General features: G+C 54.7%; 14 protein-coding genes and 1 pseudogene. 4 read left to right on the top strand and 11 right to left on the bottom strand.

Annotated features, from left to right (window positions below):
* A pseudogene (locus ACB035_RS20090) lies at window positions 1-168 on the bottom strand (IS3 family transposase); the annotation flags it as partial.
* Window positions 169-467: 299 nt separating this feature from the next.
* Here ACB035_RS20090 and ACB035_RS20085 point away from each other — a divergent pair.
* Window positions 468-737, top strand: a complete 270-nt coding sequence (locus ACB035_RS20085) for a hypothetical protein (RefSeq protein ID WP_371168000.1) — start codon at window positions 468-470, stop codon at window positions 735-737.
* Here ACB035_RS20085 and rffA read toward each other — a convergent pair.
* The 10 genes from rffA to ACB035_RS20035 all read right to left on the bottom strand — a co-directional run bounded on the left by rffA (window position 716) and on the right by ACB035_RS20035 (window position 10599).
* Window positions 716-1882 (bottom strand): dTDP-4-amino-4,6-dideoxygalactose transaminase, encoded by a 1167-nt coding sequence (gene rffA / locus ACB035_RS20080; RefSeq protein ID WP_371167999.1) that lies wholly within the window; start codon window positions 1880-1882, stop codon window positions 716-718. The genes ACB035_RS20085 and rffA overlap by 22 nt on opposite strands.
* A gap of 32 nt (window positions 1883-1914) precedes the next feature.
* The gene (locus tag ACB035_RS20075) at window positions 1915-2577 is read right to left on the bottom strand and encodes a hypothetical protein (RefSeq protein WP_371167998.1); all 663 of its coding nucleotides are present in this window, start codon (window positions 2575-2577) and stop codon (window positions 1915-1917) included.
* A complete protein-coding gene (locus ACB035_RS20070) occupies window positions 2562-3500 on the bottom strand; it encodes a hypothetical protein (protein WP_371167997.1) in 939 nt (312 codons plus the stop codon). The genes ACB035_RS20075 and ACB035_RS20070 overlap by 16 nt, the downstream gene beginning before the upstream one ends.
* A 1352-nt stretch (window positions 3501-4852) precedes the next feature.
* Window positions 4853-5227 carry an EamA family transporter gene (locus ACB035_RS20065; RefSeq protein ID WP_371167996.1) on the bottom strand — a complete coding sequence of 125 codons (375 nt, stop codon included), beginning with the start codon at window positions 5225-5227 and terminating at the stop codon, window positions 4853-4855.
* Window positions 5224-6141, bottom strand: a complete 918-nt coding sequence (locus ACB035_RS20060) for a hypothetical protein (RefSeq protein ID WP_371167995.1) — start codon at window positions 6139-6141, stop codon at window positions 5224-5226. The genes ACB035_RS20065 and ACB035_RS20060 overlap by 4 nt, the downstream gene beginning before the upstream one ends.
* On the bottom strand, window positions 6138-6803 hold the full coding sequence (locus tag ACB035_RS20055) for an acetyltransferase (protein WP_371167994.1): 666 nt from the start codon (window positions 6801-6803) through the stop codon (window positions 6138-6140). The genes ACB035_RS20060 and ACB035_RS20055 overlap by 4 nt, the downstream gene beginning before the upstream one ends.
* Window positions 6800-7438 carry a methyltransferase gene (locus tag ACB035_RS20050; RefSeq protein WP_371167993.1) on the bottom strand — a complete coding sequence of 213 codons (639 nt, stop codon included), beginning with the start codon at window positions 7436-7438 and terminating at the stop codon, window positions 6800-6802. Before ACB035_RS20050 ends, ACB035_RS20055 begins: the two co-directional genes overlap by 4 nt.
* Entirely contained in the window at window positions 7419-8348 is a 930-nt protein-coding gene (locus ACB035_RS20045; RefSeq protein WP_371167992.1) for a glycosyltransferase family 2 protein, read from the bottom strand. The genes ACB035_RS20050 and ACB035_RS20045 overlap by 20 nt, the downstream gene beginning before the upstream one ends.
* Window positions 8345-9037, bottom strand: coding sequence for a WbqC family protein (locus tag ACB035_RS20040; RefSeq protein WP_371167991.1), 693 nt, complete (start codon window positions 9035-9037; stop codon window positions 8345-8347). Before ACB035_RS20040 ends, ACB035_RS20045 begins: the two co-directional genes overlap by 4 nt.
* On the bottom strand, window positions 9037-10599 hold the full coding sequence (locus tag ACB035_RS20035) for a hypothetical protein (RefSeq protein WP_371167990.1): 1563 nt from the start codon (window positions 10597-10599) through the stop codon (window positions 9037-9039). Before ACB035_RS20035 ends, ACB035_RS20040 begins: the two co-directional genes overlap by 1 nt.
* Window positions 10600-11146: 547 nt before the next feature.
* On the opposite strand from ACB035_RS20035, the gene ACB035_RS20030 reads away from it, so the two are divergent.
* From ACB035_RS20030 to fdhF, 3 genes are all read left to right on the top strand, one after another.
* Window positions 11147-15391, top strand: coding sequence for an ATP-binding protein (locus ACB035_RS20030; protein ID WP_371167989.1), 4245 nt, complete (start codon window positions 11147-11149; stop codon window positions 15389-15391).
* A complete protein-coding gene (locus ACB035_RS20025) occupies window positions 15384-16595 on the top strand; it encodes an EAL domain-containing protein (protein WP_005353540.1) in 1212 nt (403 codons plus the stop codon). The genes ACB035_RS20030 and ACB035_RS20025 overlap by 8 nt, the downstream gene beginning before the upstream one ends.
* Before the next feature lie 527 nt (window positions 16596-17122).
* A complete protein-coding gene (gene fdhF / locus ACB035_RS20020) occupies window positions 17123-21289 on the top strand; it encodes a formate dehydrogenase subunit alpha (protein WP_371167988.1) in 4167 nt (1388 codons plus the stop codon).
* The last annotated feature ends 169 nt before the right edge of the window (window positions 21290-21458 follow it).

The raw sequence follows: 21458 nt of genomic DNA, 5'->3' as shown, positions 1-21458 counted from the left end.
TTGCCGACCATGTTTACGCAACCATACCAGAACGGTGGAGCGGCCCTGAATGCCATAACGCACCTGAGCCTGTTTGTAGGTGAGCTCGCCTTTTTCAATCTGCTCGACCAGCGCCAGTTTAAAAGTCAGCGAGTAATCGCGCTGTGTCCGTTTCACACCTTGTCCCATCGGGTTCTCCATTTATTGGGGGGAAAGGTGTAAACCATATTCAGGACGGGACAATAGCCTAAAAAAAGCCACCTCTTACGAGGTGGCCCTTTCCAAACGTTTGGTCGTGGGACGCTCGCCCGTCACCGGACAGTAGTATGAAAGTATGCAAAGCAGGATACGCCTGATCTTGCGTACAGATGCGAAAAGTTTGACCGAGCCGCATCCTACCTCAAAACTTTCCCAGAACACCCGCAGGACTTGCCTATCTTCCCGAAACAGAGCGTTCATGGGTTCCCATTCACCACAGGGAGTTCACTATGACCCCCACCACCCATTTTGACCAACTGCAGCTTGCCGACCGCTGGTGCTTGTCAACAGCGCCCCTTGAACGCTGGCGCACGAACGGTACCGTACCAAACTACATCCGGCTGCCTGGCAAAGTCATCTATCGCCAGTGCGACATCGAAGCCTATGCAAACGAGTGCCTAGTGTCATCGACTGCCGAGTTCTACAAGTCAAGACGAAATATGATAGCTGATAACTTGAAGTATCCCACCGAACAAAATCATCGCCAAGCCAAACTTTGACAGGCAACAGCATTACAAAGTACCTCCACAACCCGGTCTTGCTGCTCATCCGACAAGCCAACCCACAGCGGTAAGCGGACCAACCTTTCAGACTGCTGATTCGTGACATCCAAGTCGCCATGCGGCCGACCATAACGCTTCCCGGCAGGGGATGAGTGAAGCGGTACGTAGTGGAAAACCGACCAGATTTCATTTCGCTTGAACGAATCAAGGACCTTTTGACGGTTGAACTCCGGCGCTAGAAGAACGTAGAACATGTGGGCATTGTGTTCACATTCATCTGGAACAATCGGTCGCCTAAGTATTCCCTTAGCTTCAAGGGGTTCCAGAAGCTCATAATAACGCTGCCAGCTAGCCAGCCGCTTTTGGGTAATTCGATCCGCGTCCTCAAGTTGCGCCCAAAGGAAAGCAGCAATCAGCTCCCCGGGTAAGAACGACGAGCCCACCTCTTGCCAAGTATACTTATCGACTTCTCCCCTGAAAAATCGACTTCGGTCGGTACCTTTTTCGCGGATGATCTCGGCGCGAAGGCTCATGTCGGGGCTATTGACGAGCAGCGCACCGCCTTCTCCTGAGATCACGTTTTTTGTTTCGTGGAAACTGTAAGCTCCGAGATCACCAATGCTGCCGAGGGCCCGCCCTTTGTAGGTTGACATCACCCCCTGGGCTGCATCCTCAACGACCTTCAATTCATGCTTCTGGGCGATGGCCATAATCGCATCCATCTCGCACGACACTCCCGCGTAATGCACGGGAACAATGGCACTGGTACGTGGTGTAATGGCGGACTCAATCAGCCGTTCGTCCAAATTCAGAGTGTCTTCTCTGATATCTACAAACACGGGAACCCCACCACGAAGCACAAAGGCATTGGCGGTAGATACAAAGGTGTATGACGGCATGATGACCTCGTCGCCGGGCTGAATATCCAGCAATAAAGCAGCCATCTCGAGTGCCGCCGTGCAAGAGTGAGTAAGCAGAGCCTTATTACATCCAGTCTGCTCCTCCAGCCATGCATGACAGCGTTTGGTGAAAGGCCCATCGCCTGCCAAGCTACCATTGAAATGCGCTTCAGCGATGTAGTACAACTCCTTGCCTGTCATATGAGGCCAGTTGAACGGGATGCGGTTGTTTGTCTTTTTCATACTCTCTCCAAGACCTTTCTTCTATACCCCTGCTAGGACTTAACTCTTGCCAGCAAGATAAACTGTAACCAGAAAACATGTGTAATCCAGGCGGCATAGCAGGCAAGAGGCTTGAATTCGAGACGTTTTCGGCGAGTTTCTTGAGGCACTAACACGCCCTGAAACACTCCATTGACTTCCACAGTCTGCGCGGCCTGCCAACCGTGACTGGTTTCTGCTAGCACCTCCCAGTCGCGATGAAACTTCTGGCTCAATAAAAAGAGAGATGGTGCGGAGGATTTTACCTCAAACTCGAAAACATCACCCTGTTCCAAAATCTTGACAGGGGGGGGGGGCGTAACCATGCCTCTCGGGTCATCGAGCAGCAGTTTTGTCGTGCTCATATCAAGCTGCGGCGGCACTACTTGCAAGTTTTCGCCCATCTGAGGCACCACTCGGTAAAGGTGGATGCCCGATTCTTCGCCTAAAGACTCCAGATTTTCAAGGACCAGTTTTCCCAGCGAGAGGATCAGACTGATATTGCTCATCCAAAACATCCCACCAGAATAGTCTGGTGAAATGGCTCCGTTCCAGCGAACATATGTCTGTACTTCCCCATTAAGCGATTTGAGCAGGGTGTGGTAACGGGTGGAAGAGAGGCTGTTATAGCTTTGCACCGAGGCAAGACCAAGAGTGGCGTTCAGGTTTGGAGACAAAACTGAGCCTCCTGGGGCTGCGACAGCATGGCGGCTGCCGGGCGGCAGATTACCCCTAACTTTGGAAGCACAATCGTGAAAAGCGAGTGTTCGGGTGTAACTCGTGCAGATTCGGACGAGAGGATGAACAAATCTCGATAAACAGGAAAAGCGAGCGCGGCTCCAACAACTAGGGCAGATGCAGCAAGAGTAAGAAATTTGGCATATTCAAGTCGTCTAACGTGTGCCTGATGGTATGCCAACCAGAGACCATAGCCAGCCAGCAAGTAGGCATTAAAGACAACCGGCTGCGGGTACGCAGTCATCAGTAGACTGTAGCCGCTGAACGCCAACACTCCCCAGCCCAAAATATCTGGGCATTTCGCCAAACGAGTAACAGCCCACAATGCCCCCGCTGCCCAGCACCATACGGCTGGGAGCATGGGGAAGGTCAGCCAGTACATGAACAACGGAAATGCCGTAAGTCCGAGCCCCGCAATCAATCCCGATAAAGGACTTAAGCCAGCTTCTCTGGCAAACAACAAGATGAATAAACCGGCGAGGAAACAAGTTCCCAACGATAAAATCGTTATGTACTTCCAAGGGCTATCAGTGCCATTAGACAGCAATCCGGTCAACACGTAGGTAGGACTAAGACCTGATATCTGGTAGGCCCGGCGACCAAGCTCACTTTGGTTGATCCACAGCGTCAACCAGCCGGATCGCGCACCGTTCAGATGTTCGGAAATTTCTGGAATATAACCATTAGTGAAGTGACTAAATTTACGTTTTTCCATTTGCTTAGCTCCCATTTTATCCGCGAACGCCAACTCGGATAACTGTCGATGAGGTGCAATTACATCTCCACCAAGCCAATACGGCCAAACAAGCACCAGAAAAAGGAGTGTGTAGCAAATATGTGCTCCACGAAAAATAAGCTTCATCACTGTGTCACCTTGGTTGCACATCGATGCCAGCTTACTTTAAGTGACCCATATTCTTGTGAAGCAAGCTCAATTAAATCACCGTTCCAATGTTCTTTGCAATCAACAGTCAATAATTCAAATCGTTGTTCATTTTCAATAATAGGAATTCCATTTTCTGAAATTAGTCGAGTTATCATCCCCCTTCCTAAATCCATCTCACCATAGGCAGCAGAAAACGGGGCGTGCGTGCCCCCCTAAGGTGTAAAGTCTATAAGGCGGGTTTGAATCTATACTTTTCAGAACTGGGAATACCGATTCAAAAGGAAAGGATCCCCCCCCAGACCACTACAGTTTCATTAGGGAATCCTCGTAGATTCTCTTGTACTTGATGGGCAGCCAGTTGTCTGGTCTTTGACTCAGAAAAAACGGCTGTGGCATTAAACAATACGACGACCACTATCACACCTTGCACTAAGCGCCAGCGTAGAATCCCTCGTGCCCCGAGCCCCGTGCCAAAAGAGACGCAATGAAGGGTAAAGAGATTACAGGAATATAGACTCGGAAGCCCCCTGGTCGCCCCAGCATGCCTATCGCAAAAAACGCTGCGAGGCAAAGAATCCATGTCAAGAACAGTTTACGATTTACCATTAATAATAACAAGGATAAGGCTAATATCATTCACTGTGTAGGCCTGTCGAGCAAGAATTTCTGGATGCTTCTTCAGTTGAGCGTCTGCGCCAAATCAGTAATGGGCGTGCGAGCAGAGTTTAATGCAATAAAGGCAGCTAAGCATCGTCTTGGTAAGCGTTGTAATCAAAAAAGGAAGCTGCGCCAATCGCCAACAAAAGAGTGACCGTAGCGATTTGCCCAGCGCGGTCTTTGGACAATATATTCCACGGCAAAAGAGGCGATGCAATGAGCAGGACAAGCAAAACTCATGACTGCGAACGAGATAACCACAGAAAGCCAGAAGACCCCCGATGAAGAGTGCTTGCCTACTTTTCTGATGACCATAAAGGTGCCAACAAATAACGACACCAACCACCCAAAAGATAGTTGTCGCAAAGCGCGAAGAACAACCGTCCCTACACAATGACGAGTACACCAATGGTTGCTATGGAATAACCCCACACGCCGTTTATTTGTGGGAGCGCCCGAACCAAGTCCCCCAAATGACATTGGAGAAAAGCAAATTCGGCATTCCGACTGCTGCAATGCCATAGCCGTGCACAACCATGGACATGCCTACGTCATCGTTGGTCTCCCACCGTGGCTCAAAGAGGAAGCAAATGGCAAGGACAAAAGTAGCTGAAACACAAAAATCTAGGGCAAACTGATATTTTTGGGGGGTGATTTCGGTTAAATTTGAATTAGCCACGAGCCGCTACCACCGTCCCGAGAACAATCAATCCAACCCCTAGTGCTTTTTGCATGCTCATGGGTTCACTTAAAAGCCAGCCACTTAACAGCAAAACTACGACGAAGTTTAGGCTCATGAAGGGGTAGGCATGACTCAAATCAAATTTCGTCATAGCAGCCATCCATGCAAGAGATGCCAAGAATGCAGCTGCGAAACCTGAAAATATCGCCGGATCGAAGAGAAGCCCGAGTAGAAATTTGAGCTTATCTACCAACTCTGAGGGTAGCGAACCAAACTGTGCAATTCGCCATTTGAGAATTATCTGTCCATAAACTGTGAAACCCAAAGTAGCAAAGATGTACAGGTAGTCGAAATAGCGACTCATGAGACCCCCTCAAGAACAGCCAAACCAAACCCTGTTTTCCCGTAACCATTGCCGTTGTAAAGCATATATCGAGATCCATCATGGTCAAACACAAAAGGATACTCAATCATTTCAGAATCCCAACCGGACTCCGACACATCAATTTGACAATCGGCGTCTAGCCTCTGCCAGTGGATACCATCTAGTGACTCAGCATAACCAATACGATATGCAGACCCTCTATGAGAAAACCACATCTTCCAGCAGCCCCCGTCGCGAATAACAGAAGGTCTGGAAATGGCATATTCTGAGTCATCAGAATAGTCTATTGCCACAACCCCTTCCCGTATCCACGAAACCCCATCGATTGATTCAGCATACTTAATGTGATATCGGTGCTCAGGTTTTCCATTTCGTATTTTCCAGTCGGTGCATGAGAGATACCACATGCGCCATTTGTCAAGATCAGGCAATACACAGCAACTGGCAACAAAGTGAGGTTCAGTCATCGAACGATCAACAACTGGACCTGGGGCATACTTTTTGAAATCCCCAACATGCTCGCTTATAGAGAGACCGATAGAATTTCTAAATGGCACAGTCACACCCAAATTCCATCCGATGTAGTAGAGAAATCGCCTGCCATCGTGCTGGGCAAGCCAAGTGGCCATCGCTCCACTATCGTCGAACTCACCTAAAGCACCAGGGCCGATCACAGGACTATCCGATAACTCAAGGATTTCCTGTGGTCTGGTTATGTCTATTAATAGATACCCGGTAAAACTTTGATTATCTTTATTCCTTGAGCTGAAATAGATCTTAAACAAATCCCCTTCGATATGCTCCGCAATAGGCACAGCAGCATGAGAGTACATCCATTCTTTTTGACCTGACGGACAATAAATCTGCCCAAGCTTTCTCCAGTAGTGTTTCATATGCCCCTCAACTTTGTACTGGGCACCTTTGAACGCTCGGTAGCTGTGCCAATATAGACCCCTTCGGGTGCCGCATCTGCGAGCAGTAGCGCTCCAGCACCGACAACACATCTATCCCCGATTTTGATGTGATCACGTAATGTCGCGTTCACGCCAACGAAACACTGCTCACCAATTTCTACCCCACCCGAGATGACTACATGCGATGCAATAAAGGTGTGATCGAGAATTACTGAATGGTGGCCAATATGGTTACCGCTCCACAAAGTCACGTTGTTGCCTATCTTGACGAACGGCTGAATGGTGTTGTCTTCAAAAATGAAACAGTTTTCGCCGATTCTTCCTTCATTGAGCACTGTTGCACGCGAACTGATGAAGCTCGCCAGTTTGTAACCCATCTCTTTTGCAGCGAGAAACTTTTCTTTACGGACTGCATTCAGCTTCGAGTAACTCAGTGCAACAAAAAAATCATAGGAATCGGGCGGATAGTTTTTAGCGATATCCTCAAACGCGACAACCGGCAAACCGCAAAACTCAGTATCCTTGATGTAGTTTGCATCTACCGTAAAGGCAGCAACTTCGTAATTGGAGTCCGTACTGAAGTAGTAGTGTGCGAGTTGCGCTATATCGCCAGAGCCAAAAATTACAAGCGTTTTTTTCATGGTATCTTCCTCACCAGAATCGTAAACTCATAAAGTCCATAATCATGAAGCAATGCGACCTGGCGGGAATAGCGGCGTTTGCACAAATCAAACAAGCGACATGGATCCGCGTAGTAGAGATAGTCGCGCTTTTTATCCTCGTCTGAGTATGAGGTCAGGCAGTTGAACGCGAATCCAAGACTGCTGGTTCGGTCAAGAACGTCCAAGGTAGCCTGCAGATAATCAAACCACTCTGCATCCGAGCGCCCCAGTCGCACATTAAAGATACCACTTGCCAAGCCATAGTCAGCTACTCCGTTTGGCTCTGCCGCGGTGATGAAACGAGTTTGATCGGTAGTTGCATGCCGTTGCTCTGCCACCTTGATCATTTCTTGGGAAACATCCACCCCAAAATATGTGCAGTTTGCGTGTTTGTCTCGCAGATAATCGAGTAAGGCGCCGTAGCCGCAACCCAAGTCGTTCAGGGAAAAATTTGGCGACTTAGAGTCAATGATTTTGCACAATTGCGCAAACCTGACCATCTGGCTTTCTTCACCATTCCAGTCGACTCCACGAGGCGTATCGCCATGTTCTGCAAGTTTTTCAGCGTAATAAGTTGCAACCTCGTCGAGCAGACTAGTCTTGTTGTTTTGCATAAATCTGCCTCACGATGGTATATGGGCGCTGCTTGGTTTCAGAAAATATCTTGGATAGGTAGATACCCACGACACCGATAAAAGAGATGACCATGCCTCCAAGGAGCCAAATAGAGGCCATGACTGATGTCCATCCGCTCATGGGTTTTGCAAGGAATAGCCAGTGCGTAACCAGATACACGATGTAAGCTAGAGCAAACAGCGAGATCGCTACGCCGATGTAAAAAATGCTGACCAGCGGAGCATTGCTGAATGACGTCACCGAGTTGACCAGCAATGACATCTTCCGGCGGAAGGTGTAAGTGGTTTCACTGGTATGGTGCTTCTTAATTACCTGAGGGCGCTGGTCGAAACCGGTGATGTGCCACAGGCCCGCCATAAAAACCTCGCGCTCCTGATGACACAACAGCGCATCAATATAGCGCCTCGCCATCAGCCGAGTGGTCACTACGTTTTCTGGTAGCGCCAGTCCCGTTAACGCTTTGAAGAAGCGATAAAACCACTGACCGCTCCAACGCTCAAACCAGTTTCCTTTTCTGCGCTCCTGGACTCCGTAAACCACATCACAGCGTTCTTGGTTCATCTGCCGCGCAAACGCCTCAAGCCACTCTGGATCCTCTTCCAGGTCACTATCGATGAGAAAAACCAGCTCTCCTTTGGCGTGTGCCAATCCAGTCATCATCGCCTTGTGATGCCCAAAGTTACGGGACAAATCAACTACAACAACATGTGAATCCTGTTCGGTGAGTCTGATAGCCAAGTCCAGGCTATTGTCTGGTGATCCATCATTCACAAGCACAATTTCATAATAGTCTCCAACCATCCGCTTTGCACTAGCGCTCGCACGTTCGTGAAACTCGCTTATATAAGGAGCAGACTGGTAGAGGGTTGCAACTATTGAAAGCTTCATGCCACATACCTCATGTACCGAGGACTGTTATTGCCACAGTTAAACAAAAGATCAAGGATTGAGACGCCATGAGTGAACTCGCCCCAAAGCTGTGGGTACGCGGGGTATCCGGCGTAGTCGAACCAGGTCAGCTTAATCCCCAGATCCGAAAAAACCTTTTCATCGACATAGTCCTTGGCTGCCGGTCCTGAAATATACTCGGTGCCACCAGCTTGCACACACAGATCTGCAAGCCGCTCCGTCTTCCCATCAAGAAGCGTGTAATCCCAAGAACTTGTAATGGCGGTTTTTATTGCCAGGTAATTGCAGATAGCTTCGATAAAGCGACGGTTGAGTTGCGAAATGTGAGTGAAGCTCTGTTCAAGGTACAGCGGCTCCAACCATGAAGCGATTTCCGAGAAATGGGGGGCTCGGCGATAGTTCTGCGCCAATGCTTTCCAATGTGCAGCCCCCCAGTCAGTGCCATCAATCTCAGTCTCTCTGATTTTTTGGTGGTACTTACCTTTCACCAGAACAGGAACCGTGAGCCACTGAACCCCTTGGGGCGTTTTGATTTGATTTCGATTGCGCCAGTCGCGGCGCGTGTACTGCATGTCGTCGTAAAGAATGAATTCATCGACAGCAGCAATCATGTCGAAGTAACCCTTCCACGGTATGTAGTTGGACTGCAAGATGGCGACTTTTTTCATTACCTCTTGCCTCGGGCTTTGAAAATTTGGTAAGCAGGGTTCTGAGAGACTTCTATCGGGTCAAAATTATCCAGAATAAACTGATTAGTCAACGGATGTGTGTTTTTGAATCGCAGTTCTTCACGGCCATCAAGCGGCAAGTCAAAAACGAATATAAAACCCGGATTCGCGGCCTTGATACGCTCAATTTCTCGATGTTCAAATGCCTCAGGGCGTGAAAAAAGGGCATAAATTTCCCACATCGGCGAGCTGCGCTCTAGCAAGGCATATGCGCCAGGCCAAAATGGTGTCACGATAAAACTTCGCCCATTTGGAGCAAACTCCTCGGCAAGCTTTCGAAGTAGCGCGATATCGCTCGCTGTTTCAGGGTCAACTTTAAGCTGACTTCCGGAAATTTCGACAGATACACATTGTTTGCTCGCAAGGCAATACCATCCAGGGTGAAAAATGTGCATTACCCACAAGCTTGACCCGCAGAGCACCAGAGCGAGCGACCATTTGAGCCGTGCTGTGTAAAGGGACAGCAGAACGAAACTACCAACAATCAGAGGAAAGACACCATGTGCTAGGTGGCCAACATCAGCTCGTGATAAAGCATAGTGAGCGTAAGGGAGGGCAAGAAACGCCGATGCAACCAACACCGGGGATACTGCCTCGTTTCTGAATTTTCGGTACACAACCCAAGCTAAGGAAAGCCCAGCAAACACGAGGGTTCCGATGAAAAACAGCCCAATCAAAACTCCTCGCACGGCCTCACCAAATGGGGCTGTAGAAAAGTTAACTGTCCACGGCCATGGAATCGGTAGAGGTAGATTGGTTGCTTTGTGTTCGAACAAGAATCGAACACTTTCCCAGAAAGCAACACCGAATCCGGGTATAAGAAGCATCATCAAGATGATGGGTGCAAAACCTATCGCCACACCCGCCCCCCAAAAGACAACCGCTTTTATAAAACCGATATTTGACTGATTTTTTATCGAGAGCCAAACGATAACACCGAGGCTACCTAATGCACCATAAACCCCATGATTTCGACCAAAAACAGCAATCAATCCGACGCAAGCGCCTGCCACCAGGTAACGTTTTGAAACCGGATTTGAAATAAGATAAGCAAGAATTCCAATAAGTAAAATGGATATAGAAATATCAAAAAGCTTGTGCCGAGGGAACATCCATACTACCAGAGTTATTGCTGCAAGAAGAATAAAAACGACATCACCCTTGCCTTTTAGTCGCTGTGATTGTGCTATTAAAAATAGCCCAACAAACAATCCCAGCGTCTGGAATGCGGCTACTGCAACCCTCAAGCTCATGATACCGCTGTCGCCAAACAGACTTACGAGCGCAGCCGTCCAATAATATCGCCCGGGGTCATAGGCCATGAAATCCCGAATTGGAACCTCACCCAACAAGACACGTTGGACGCCATACCAAAGGAAACCCTCATCCCATAGATTAAATCCTTTGTTGCCCTGCCAAATATATGAAAGGAAAACTATAAAGCCTGAAATTGCCAAGGTGTAAAGTGCGATATAGCTATTCTTTTGTGTCACTTGGTTCATGCCGCCAACTTGCGAGAAAAATGGCATTTTAATCTGTGGCAGGGGGGGGCGTCACCCTTTTGGCAACTTTCTCACGATCGGCCAAGCCTGCGAGTGTCATTTAGGCGTAACAAGCCCCTTCTGCCAGCCGACGACGGACCAACCCTGGAGGCTTTTTACCGCCGCCGCTCTTGCAGACAGTACACGTGAGCCGCCATCGCCTTCTCCCAAGAGGTACGCTCTGCCGCCATTGCCAAGAGCTGCGCTGTCGGAAGTGACACCCCTTCAATTAGAGGGGCGATGTCGCAGGCCACGTGATTTCGCTGATGAGGTTCGCTGGTGGCTCGCTCACTAAGCACCAACTAGATCTTGGCTACGGCGTAACCTGTTCCCTTCTTGGTCGCCGGATAAGTGATGATGATCTTGTTTCTGTCTTTACCAGCCAGGCTCAGCTCAGCTCAGCTTGCAGCAGGCAGGTATGTCGCGGCGCAATATTGAGTAAATTGATGTTGGCCGCTGCATTTTAATGCACTTACAATATGCGCCCAATTCTGTTGGATTCCTTCTGATGCTCCGCCAATGTGATCGTCTATTCCTGTTTCTCCTGCTACTGCTCTGGGGCGTGGCGGCGCACGCCATTACCAGTCTGAATGAAGACGAGTTTGATCTGTCTGAACGCGCCTGGCTGTCATCACACCAGGAGCTGGTCATCGGCATGCCGATGATGGGTGACCCTCCATACAGCTATAAGGATGCAGATCAACGCTTTACCGGCCCAGTCCCCGACATTGCGCAGCAGATTGCCAGAACGCTCGGGTTGACCCTGCGCTACAAGGTTTACCCCTCCTACGTGGATGCGCTAACCGGGCTTGGCCACGGCGCAATCGACATACTGGTGAACGACCAGCCAAGCGAACAATGGCGATCCAATATTGTCTCCCTCCCGTTTTTGCTCTCCATGCCGCGCGGCGTGCTGCTCAACAATGGCAAAACGAAGTTGTCACGACAGGATGCCCATGGTTTGCACTGGATCTGTGTCACGGGAGTCAATGCTTGCAGTGAATTGAAAAAACTGGGATTTCCCCGTGTGACCGAGGCAGAGAGTCGCAGCGAAGCAGCCTTTATGCTCAAAAAGCGCATGGCTGACGCCTATCTTGCCGACATGCCGTCACTGGTGATGATGAAAGATCAGCACCCCAAGGCTGGCTTCACCATTGCCACTCCGAAATGGGTAAGCGGCACGTCTCTCTCTATCAATATGCACAAGAGCGACCCGGCACTGGTCAGCCTGGTGAGCAAGGCATTCAACGAGATACCGGTTGAAGATCGTCGTCATATGCTGGCAGCTACCACGACTAGCCAACATGCGGACTCAGGAGCGGTGAAGTCTGTGCAGTTTACCCCTGAGGAGCAGGAGTGGCTCAACCAGCATCCTGAGCTCACTTACGGCGTCTCCCCGGACTGGACCTCCATGAGCGAATTCAATTACCGGGGCCGACTGGTCGGGTATGTGGCGGACCTGATGGCGCTGATGCAGCAAGTCTCCGGGCTGAAGTTCTCTCTGGTTCGCACCAATAGCTGGGGTGAAACCCAGAATATGCTGAAGCTGCGGCAGATCGATTTTATTCCAGCCATCTCCCCCAACCACGATCGCGGCCAGTTTGCGCTGTTCACCCCCGGCTATCTGTTTGTCGATCGGGTCGTTATTGCCCCCAAACGCAGTGCCGATATCACCGATCTCTCACTGCTGCGAGGGAAACGGGTCGGCATGGTGCATGGCTCGCTTGATAAAGATCTACTGACCCACATCGGCGCCTATCCGGTAGAGGTCAACAATGACAACCGCTTGCTGGAACTGCTGGACACGGGCGATGCCGACTACGTGATGGTCACCCTGCCATCCATCAACAAGCGGGTGAGCGAACGCTATCAGGTGGTCTATGCCGGCAAAGACTTGCGCCTGCCGATCGCCATGGCCACGCGCAAAGATCCCATGCTGCAGCGGATCCTCACCAAGGTGCTCTATTCGATACCGCCGGAGGAGCTCAATAAAGTGGAGAGACGCTGGCTCTCCATGAGCGTGCAGACCGGCATCAATAACGAAACAGTGCTGTTCTGGTTCGTAATGAGCGGCGCAACTGCCACCCTGCTGTTTACCCTGTTCTGGGCCTGGAACCGTACCCTGAAACGGGAGATCGTGCAGCGACAACGGGCCGAGAAGACGCTCAATGAACAGTTGGTGTTCATCCAGACCCTGCTCGACTCCCTGCCTAATATGGTGGCGCTGCGGGATCGCGATCATCGCCTGACCCTCAGCAACCGGGCATACCGCGAGCTGTTTGTCGGTGATGGGGAAGAAGGTGATCGCTGGGGCTATATGACCGAGGACGAGCGGCAACAGATGTTGCGCGAGGAGCGTGCGGTCTGGGAAACCGGCGAGATCTTCCAAGGATCGGGTTATACCCAGCGCGAGGGAGATGTGCCCCTTCACGTGGTCTACGTCAAGTTGCCCTATCGCGCAGCAGACGGCGAGATTCAGGGGGTGCTGACGGTATTGACCGATGTCAGTGCCCTCAAGGCCGCCGAAAACAAGGTGCGGGAAGTGGAGGGCAGGCTGCGGGACATCACCGACAGCATGCCGGGTCTGGTCTATCAATATCTCTGGCAAGGGGCCGGCAAGGGGAAATTCCTCTATCTGTCCCAGGGGGCCAGCGACATTCTCGGGATGACCCACCAAGAGTTGATGGCAGCCGAGTCTGGCGGCGTGATCCTCGGCTTGAACGATGAGGCTATGGCCACCTTTATCGATAAGGTGGCCAAACATGCGCAAACCCTTGAGCCGCTCGATATGGAGGTGCTGGTGCCCTCTGTTCAGGGGGAGCGCTATATCCAGATCCGCGGCAACTTTGTGGCGCAACAGGGCCATGATCGCCTGCTCAATGGCGTGGTGCAGGACATCACCGCTATCAAGCAACAGGAGCATGAGCTGCGTGAGGCGCGCGCCGCGGCCGAGCAGGCGATGCAGGCTCGCAGCCTTTTTCTGGCCACCATGAGCCATGAGCTGAGAACCCCCATCTCGGGCATGCACGGCATGCTGGAGCTGCTGCGCATGAGTGAGCTCAATGATGACCAGCGCTATCTGCTGCGCAATGTGGAGAGCTCGGCCAACCACCTGCTCTATCTGGTCAACGATATCCTCGACTTTTCCAAAATAGAGGCGGGTCAGCTGCACCTCAATCGCCAATCCTGCCGTCTGCAACCAGTGGTGTGCGATGTGATCCGCGGCCATGCCGCACTGGCCTACAGCAAGGGGCTGAAGGTCACGCTCCAGTGGGAGGATCAACTCCCCGACTTGGCCGATATCGATCCGGTCAGAGTGGGCCAGGTGGTTTCCAATCTGCTCAACAATGCGGTGAAGTTCACCGAGCAGGGCGCCATTTCGATCCAGGTCAGCTGTCACGACCAGCAGCTGGTTATCGCGGTGACAGATACCGGCATCGGCATCGCCGAAGAGAAGCAAGCGCTGCTCTTTACCCCGTTCGAGCAGGTGGAATCAGATATCAATCGCCGCTTTGGTGGCACCGGTCTGGGCCTGGCCATCTGTGATCAGCTGGTGAAGAAGATGGGCGGCACCCTGACGGTCAAGAGCCAGCTCGGTGAAGGGGCCTGTTTCCGCTTCAGCATCCCGCTGCTCAATGTCCTGTGGGAACCACCCGCACTGGCGGGCAGCGAATGGTGGTGGCTGGGTAGCGATGCCGCCTTGCAGGCCACCATGGCACGGCTCGGCGCCCGGTTGAGCCCCCTCGATATCCACCAGCTCACCGCCGATCTCGACGGCCTGCTGTTGGCGGAAGAGGCCGCGCTGGAGTCCAGTCTGGGGAGCGATTGGCACACCTTGCTGCAGTCCGGCACTCTCAAGGGGGTCATCCTCTCCCCCCGCGAAGCGTTGCGGGGACGCATAGGCTCGGAGAACTGGTGGCGCCTCGGCCAATCCCCCCTCTATCCGGATCTGTTGATCGAAAGCTGCCGCGAGCTGATCACCGGGCGAGCCGTGACCACCCATGCCGCCAGCATCGAAAAACTGGTCGGGCGAGTACTGGTCGCCGATGACCATCTGGTCAATCGCGCCCTGCTGACCCGTCAGCTGGCGATCCTGGGGGTGGAGTGCGAGGTAGTGGAAGATGGCGAGAAGGCGTTGCGCGCCTGGCAAACCCGGAATTTCGCCCTGCTGATCACCGACTGCCACATGCCGCACATGGATGGCTACACCCTGACCCGCCGCCTGCGGGAACAAGGGGAGCAAGCCCCCATCATCGGCGTCACCGCCGATACCTCGGAGGAGGCGGCAGCCAATATGACGGCAGCCGGCATGAACGGCATGCTGTGCAAACCCTATTCGCTGGAGTCACTGCGCCAGATGCTGCTGCGGTGGTTGCCCGCGACTACGATCATAGAGAGAGTGCCCGCACGACAGGCCATCAATCTCGACATGATCGGTCGCTGGCAAGATCTGTTTGGCGATAAAGGGATTGCCAAAAGCATGGCAAGGGAGTATCTGGCCTCCAACCGGAAAGATTGCCACGCTATGATGAGCGCGCTCTCCTCCGATGATAGCCAGGAGCTGGTGGAGATCGCCCACCGCATCAAAGGGGCAGCCAGAATGGTCGGGGAGCTCTCCCTGGCCGAGCAGGCGGCGCAACTGGAATCGGCGGCCCGCCTCAAACAGTTGAGCGAGCTCGCGCTGCTGACACAGAGAGTGGAAGAACAGATGAACAATATTGAACGTGAAATGGGATTGTGGCTCGATGAGTAGAACGGCAGACGAGTTGGTCATCATGGTGGTCGAAGATCACGGGTTTCAACGCAAGACCCTGATGCACCAGATCCGGGCGCTCGGTTATCAGCAACTGCTGGAGGCCGCAGACGGCATCGAAGCCCTGGCGCTGTGCCAGAGCCACACTGTCGACATCCTGTTCTGCGATCTGCGAATGCCCGGCATGGATGGCATGGCGCTGCTGCGCCGCCTCTCGCTGGGTGGCTTTCGGGGCGGTATCATCCTCTCCAGCGCGCTGGAAGATGACGTGGTGGAGGCTGTGCTGCGGATGAGCGCGGCCTATGGCCTCCATGTGCTGGGTCGCATCGAGAAACCCTCCAGCCCGCAGCGACTGCGCCAGCTGATCGACTCCTGGGCACCCAAGTCGGCCCCCTCGGGCAAGGACGATGGCCTCGTCCTCTCGGTGGACGAGCTCAAACGCGCCCTCGACAACGACCAGTTGCTGCCCTGGTATCAACCCAAGGTCGGCTTTGCGTCCGGCCAGTGGGTGGGGATGGAGGCGCTGGCCCGCTGGCAGCATCCGGAATACGGGCTGATCTCCCCCGGCATGTTTATCCCGCTGGCGGAAAACAACGGCCTTATCGATCAGCTGACCGATGTCATCATCAACAAGTCGCTGCAGGATTGCCATCTGTGGGGACAGACCGGTCTCTCCCTCAATCTGTCGATGAACCTCTCCACCACCTCGCTGATTGAGGGAGACCTCTGCCACTTTCTGATCAACCAGTGCCAGCGCTGGGGCGTCAATCCCGAGCTGATTACCCTGGAGGTGACCGAAAGCTCGTTTGTCGAGGATATCGGCAAGGCGCTGGAGGTGCTGACCCGGCTGCGGATGCACGGCTTTGGCCTCTCCATCGATGACTTCGGTACCGGCTACTCCTCGATGCAGCAGCTGGCGCTGCTGCCGTTTACCGAGCTCAAACTTGATCGATCTTTTGTCGATCGCTGCTATGCCGACCCCTCCCGTCTGGCCATTATCGAATCGAGCATCGAGCTGGCCCGCAAGCTAGGGCTGAAATCAGTCGCCGAAGGGGTGGAAGATGTGCAGACCTGGCAACTGCTGGCCAAGCTGGGGTGCGATATCTGTCAGGGCTTCTTTACCGCCCGCCCGATGCCGCGCAGCGAACTGCAGCACTGGCACCAGATCTGGCAAGCCCGACTGCCGACCCTGATATCCGGCTGATCTCCTGCGACCAACCCTTTGGGCCAACAGCGCACCGACCGGTAACGTGAATGGCCGCCTTGGAAAAGGTGGCCATTTTCTTTGTGTCGGGCTCGCCACTCACGCATGCCCGCCCCTTCTCCAGCAACCGTCTATCCAGCCGAGTGCCACCCACCCCCTTTGCTCTGCATGCCTTCATCAGAGTCACCATTTATGCAAAATAAGTTGCATCACAAATGGTGCTACTGGCGGTTCACGCCTACCGCGAGCGAGAGCGGCCTCTCTTCTGCCAGACGCATAAACTGACAATAAGACAATGAATCGCCTGCTGTAACAGGAATAGTTCTCAACGATGCGCCGTGCCGATGAGGTAGACAAGACAACCTGAAATCGTTTTCCCTTTTGAACAATAAGCTGTCTAAAATCAAATAAAGTTGTAAATAATCTTTGTTATGGTGAGCGTATAGCAAGCGGCCTCCCTGTCGCTTCCCCTGCTGGCTCCGCCAGATGCAGCATTTTCTGCGCCTTGAAAGCGAGTTTATGACGCCATGATCACCATCACCCTCGATGGGGCTCAGTTGACGGTTGACCCGACCAGAACCCTGCTCCAGATAGCCAAACAGCACCAGATCGATATCCCCTCCCTGTGCGGTGACAACACCAGCGGCCCCAAGACGCCCTGCGATCTCTGCGTGGTCGAGATTGCCGGTCTCGGCATCCGCCGCGCCTGCGAGACACGCCCCGTGGCAGGGATGGTGATCACCAGCCAAAGCGATACCCTGCGCGCGCACCGCCAGCAGGCGCTCGGCCGCATCCTCGCAGATCACTACGCCGATTGTGAAGCCCCCTGCCAGCGCGCCTGTCCGGCCGGAGTGGACATTCAATCCTATCTGCATCACATCGCCATGGGGGAGCACGAGGCAGCAATGGCCGTCATCAAGCAGACCCTGCCGATGCCCCTCTCCATTGGCCGGGTCTGCCCCGCTTTTTGTGAAGCGGAGTGCCGCCGCGCGCTGGTGGATGAGCCGCTGGCCATTCGTCAGCTCAAGCGCCACGCCGCCGATTTCGATCTGGCCGAGGTTGCCCCCTATCAACCGGCAAAGAAGCCCGCCAAGGGCAAGCGGATTGCCATTATCGGCAGCGGCCCGGGCGGCCTCACCTGCGGTTACTATCTGGGTTACGAGGGGTTCGAGGTCGATCTGTTCGAGGCGATGCCCGAAGCGGGTGGCTGGCTGCGCTACGGCATCCCCGAATACCGGCTGCCCAAGGCGATCCTCGATCAGGAGATTGCATTGATGTGCCAGAGTGGCATGCGGATCCACACCCAGCAGCGACTGGGCCACCAGATCACCCTCTCGGCGCTGTGCCGCGACTATGATGCGGTCTGTCTGGCCGTCGGCGCTTCCAAGGCGGTGCCGATGGATTACCCGGGCAGCACCCTGGCGGGTTGCTATCTCGGGGTCGATTACCTCAAGGATCAGATGCTGGCCAAGCGGCTCACCACCGGCAAGAGGGTTGCGGTGATCGGGGGTGGTAATACCGCCATCGACTGCGCCCGCACGGCGGTCAGGCTGGGCGCCGAGACCACCCTTATCTATCGCCGCACCCGCGCCGAGATGCCCGCCGAAGCGTATGAGATCGACGAGGCGGAGCAGGAAGGGGTGCGCTTCATGATGCTGACCAATCCGGTGGAGAATCTGCCGGATAGCCGTGGTCGCGTCTGTCAGGTGCGTCTCGAGAAGATGGCCCTCGGCGAGCCGGACGCCTCCGGTCGCCGCCGCCCGGAGCCCACCGGCGAGTTCTTCCTTGAAGAGTTTGATACCGTGATTGCGGCAGTGTCGCAGCAGCCGGATCTCAGCTTTATGGAAGGGGAGCCCCTCACCCTCCCCTTCACCCGCTGGCAGACGCTGGAGTCCCACCCCGAGACCATGCACAGCGGCCACGGCAACCTGTTCGCCATCGGCGATCTGCGCCGCGGGCCTGCGACCGCCATCGAAGCGGTCGCCGATGGTCGCAAGGCCGCGCTGGCCATCGACCAGTTCCTTCACGGTGACATGATCGATCCGGTTCGTCCTTTCAACGCCTGCAAGGCCCCCAAACTCAAGCAGGTCGATCCCGCCCAGTTTGCTCACCTGAAAAAAGTCGCCCGCACCATCATGCCCCATCTGGCAGAACAGGATCGCGAGGGCAGCTTTGCCGAGGTGGAGCGCGGTTTGAGTGATGCCGATGCCCGCAGCGAAGCCAGCCGCTGCCTCGAGTGCGGCTGTCAGGCCAACACCGATTGTGCACTGCGCGACTACGCCACCGAATACAAGGTCGAGCAGAGCGCTCTCGATACCAGCCAGTGCCAGAAGTTTGCAGTGGATAACAGCAGCGAATTTATCGTGTTCGATGCCAACCGCTGCATTGGCTGCGGCCAGTGCGTGCAGGCCTGTGGTGAGCAAGCAGTGCAGGGGGTGCTGCGCTTTGCCAAAAACAACGATGGTACCCTCTCGAACCGGCCGCAGTTCGACACGGGACTCTCGATGGGCGACTCCCACTGCGTGCAGTGCGGCGCCTGCTTACAGGTCTGCCCCACCGGGGCCCTGGTGGATGCCCGCGACAAGTCACAGGGGCGCACCGAACTGCTCACGCCGGTCAATACCATCTGCACCTACTGCGGGGTCGGCTGCGGTGTCACCCTCTACGTCGATGAGGCGCGCAACCGCATCCGCTATGTGAAGGGGAATCGCAACTCGCCGGTCAATCAGGGGCTGCTCTGCGTCAAGGGACGTTTCGGCTTTGATTTTATCCAGAGCGAGGAGCGCCTCACCACCCCGCTTATCCGCAAGGATGGCGAGCTGGTGCCCGCCAGCTGGCAGGAGGCCATCGCCCTGGTGGCCGAGCGTTTCACCGCCCTGCGCCAGCACTATGGCAGCGATGCGCTGGCGGGTTTCTCGTCGGCCAAAACCACCAACGAAGAGAACTACCTGTTTCAGAAGTTCATGCGCCGGGAGCTGGGCACCAACAACGTGGATCACTGCGCGCGGCTCTGCCACGCCTCCACCGTCACCGGGCTGGAGGCGTCGCTCGGCAGCGGCGCCATGACCAACGACATCCCGAGTATCGACCACTCGGATCTCATCTTCATCATCGGCTCCGACACCTCGGCGGCCCACCCCATCATCGGCTCCCATATCAAGCGGGCCGTCACCACGGGCAAGGCGCGGCTGGTAGTGGCCGATCCCAAGCGGATCGAAATGGCCGACTACGCCAGCCTCTATCTGGCCCACCGCCCCGGCACCGACGTGATGCTGCTCAACGGCCTGATGCAGCAGATCATCCAGCACGACTGGCACGACAAGGCCTATATCGCCGCACGAGTGGAAGGGTTCGAGGCGCTGCAAGCGGAGGTGCTCTCCCCGGTCTATACCCCGGACAAGGTGGCCCTCGTCACCGGCGTACCGGCCGAGCAGGTGATCGAGCTCGCGCGCCTTATCGGCACCGCCGAACGCACAGCTATCTACTACTCCATGGGGATCACCCAGCACACCACCGGCCACGACAACGTGCGCGCCATCGCCAACCTGCAACTGCTGTGCGGCAACATCGGCATCGAAGGGGGCGGTATCAACCCGCTGCGGGGCCAATCCAACGTGCAGGGTGCCTGTGACATGGGGGCGCTGCCCAACTGCCTGCCCGGCTATCAGAAGGTGGCCAACCCAGAGGTACATGCCCGTTTCGCAGTAGCTTGGCAGCAACCGGACTTGCCGCGTACGCCCGGCCTCACTCTTACCGAGACCATAGATGCCGCCTGCGCGGGCAGCATCAAGGGGCTCTACGTGATGGGAGAGAACCCGGTGCTGAGCGATCCGGATCAGCATCACGTCATCGAAGGGCTCAAGCAGCTGGAGTTTCTGGTGGTGCAGGATATCTTCCTCTCGGAAACCGCCCAGCTCGCCGATGTGGTGCTCCCCTCCTGCTCCTTTGCCGAGAAGAGCGGCCACTTCACCAACACCGAGCGGCGGGTGCAGCGCATCTCCCCCGCCCTCAAGGCGCCGGGTGACGCGCGGGAGGATTGGTGGATCATCCAACAGATCGCCAACGCCATGGGTGGCGACTGGCGCTATCAACACCCGCAGGAGATCACCGCCGAGATCTGCCGGGTCACCCCGCAATACGCCGGCATCCAGTGGGACAAGGTGGGAGTGCAAGGGCTGCAGTGGCCCTGCAACGACGCGGCGCCCGAAGGCACTCGCCTGCTCCACGGCAAGCAGTTCACCCGTGGCAAGGGGGAGATGGTCGCGACCCCGTTCCGCTATGCCGCCGAACTGCCCGATGAGACCTATCCCATCGTGCTCACCACCGGCCGCCTGCTGGAGCAGTTCCACACCGGCACCATGACCCGCAAGACTAGGGGGCTCGACAAGCTGGCTGGCCCAAGAGTCATGATGAGCGTGGTGGACGCCGAGCGAATGGGCATCAGCAACAGCGAGCGGGTGAAGGTCACCAGCCGCCGTGGCCATATCGAACTGCCCGCCTTCGTCACCAAACGGATGCAACCGGGTGTAGTCTTTATCCCGTTCCACTTCGCCGAAGCCCCGGCCAACCGGCTCACCATCAATGCCACCGACCCCCACGCCAAGATCCCCGAGTTCAAGGTAGCTGCGGTGCGCATCGACAAACTGACCAGCCAACACACCTCGACACCACAGCCAGAGATGGAGATAGCCTGACCGGAGATCAGGTAACACGCAGGATAATCCGCAATAAAAAAAGAGCCACCCGACGGGTTAATGCCAGTCAGTTAAGCCTGACTGGCATTGTTTTTATTGGCTTTTTGCACTGCATACTTTTGTGGTCTTGGCTTCACACTGCGGGGATAACTCCGCTCCCTTCGCTCCG

The sequence above is a fragment of the Aeromonas sp. S12(2024) genome, from assembly GCF_041402305.1.
GTDB lineage: Bacteria > Pseudomonadota > Gammaproteobacteria > Enterobacterales > Aeromonadaceae > Aeromonas > Aeromonas veronii.
Note: the sequence above shows the minus strand (reverse complement) of the source record. Positions and strands in the feature narration are given on the sequence as shown.

Excerpts from the sequence above, each read along its gene's own strand:
- ACB035_RS20085 (WP_371168000.1), top strand. The coding sequence starts at position 468 with ATGACCCCCACCACCCATTTTGACCAACTGCAGCTTGCCGACCGCTGG.
- rffA (WP_371167999.1), bottom strand. The coding sequence starts at position 1,882 with ATGAAAAAGACAAACAACCGCATCCCGTTCAACTGGCCTCATATGACA.
- ACB035_RS20070 (WP_371167997.1), bottom strand. The coding sequence starts at position 3,500 with ATGAAGCTTATTTTTCGTGGAGCACATATTTGCTACACACTCCTTTTT.
- ACB035_RS20065 (WP_371167996.1), bottom strand. The coding sequence starts at position 5,227 with ATGAGTCGCTATTTCGACTACCTGTACATCTTTGCTACTTTGGGTTTC.
- ACB035_RS20060 (WP_371167995.1), bottom strand. The coding sequence starts at position 6,141 with ATGAAACACTACTGGAGAAAGCTTGGGCAGATTTATTGTCCGTCAGGT.
- ACB035_RS20055 (WP_371167994.1), bottom strand. The coding sequence starts at position 6,803 with ATGAAAAAAACGCTTGTAATTTTTGGCTCTGGCGATATAGCGCAACTC.
- ACB035_RS20050 (WP_371167993.1), bottom strand. The coding sequence starts at position 7,438 with ATGCAAAACAACAAGACTAGTCTGCTCGACGAGGTTGCAACTTATTAC.
- ACB035_RS20045 (WP_371167992.1), bottom strand. The coding sequence starts at position 8,348 with ATGAAGCTTTCAATAGTTGCAACCCTCTACCAGTCTGCTCCTTATATA.
- ACB035_RS20040 (WP_371167991.1), bottom strand. The coding sequence starts at position 9,037 with ATGAAAAAAGTCGCCATCTTGCAGTCCAACTACATACCGTGGAAGGGT.
- ACB035_RS20035 (WP_371167990.1), bottom strand. The coding sequence starts at position 10,599 with ATGAACCAAGTGACACAAAAGAATAGCTATATCGCACTTTACACCTTG.
- ACB035_RS20030 (WP_371167989.1), top strand. The coding sequence starts at position 11,147 with ATGCTCCGCCAATGTGATCGTCTATTCCTGTTTCTCCTGCTACTGCTC.
- ACB035_RS20025 (WP_005353540.1), top strand. The coding sequence starts at position 15,384 with ATGAGTAGAACGGCAGACGAGTTGGTCATCATGGTGGTCGAAGATCAC.
- fdhF (WP_371167988.1), top strand. The coding sequence starts at position 17,123 with ATGATCACCATCACCCTCGATGGGGCTCAGTTGACGGTTGACCCGACC.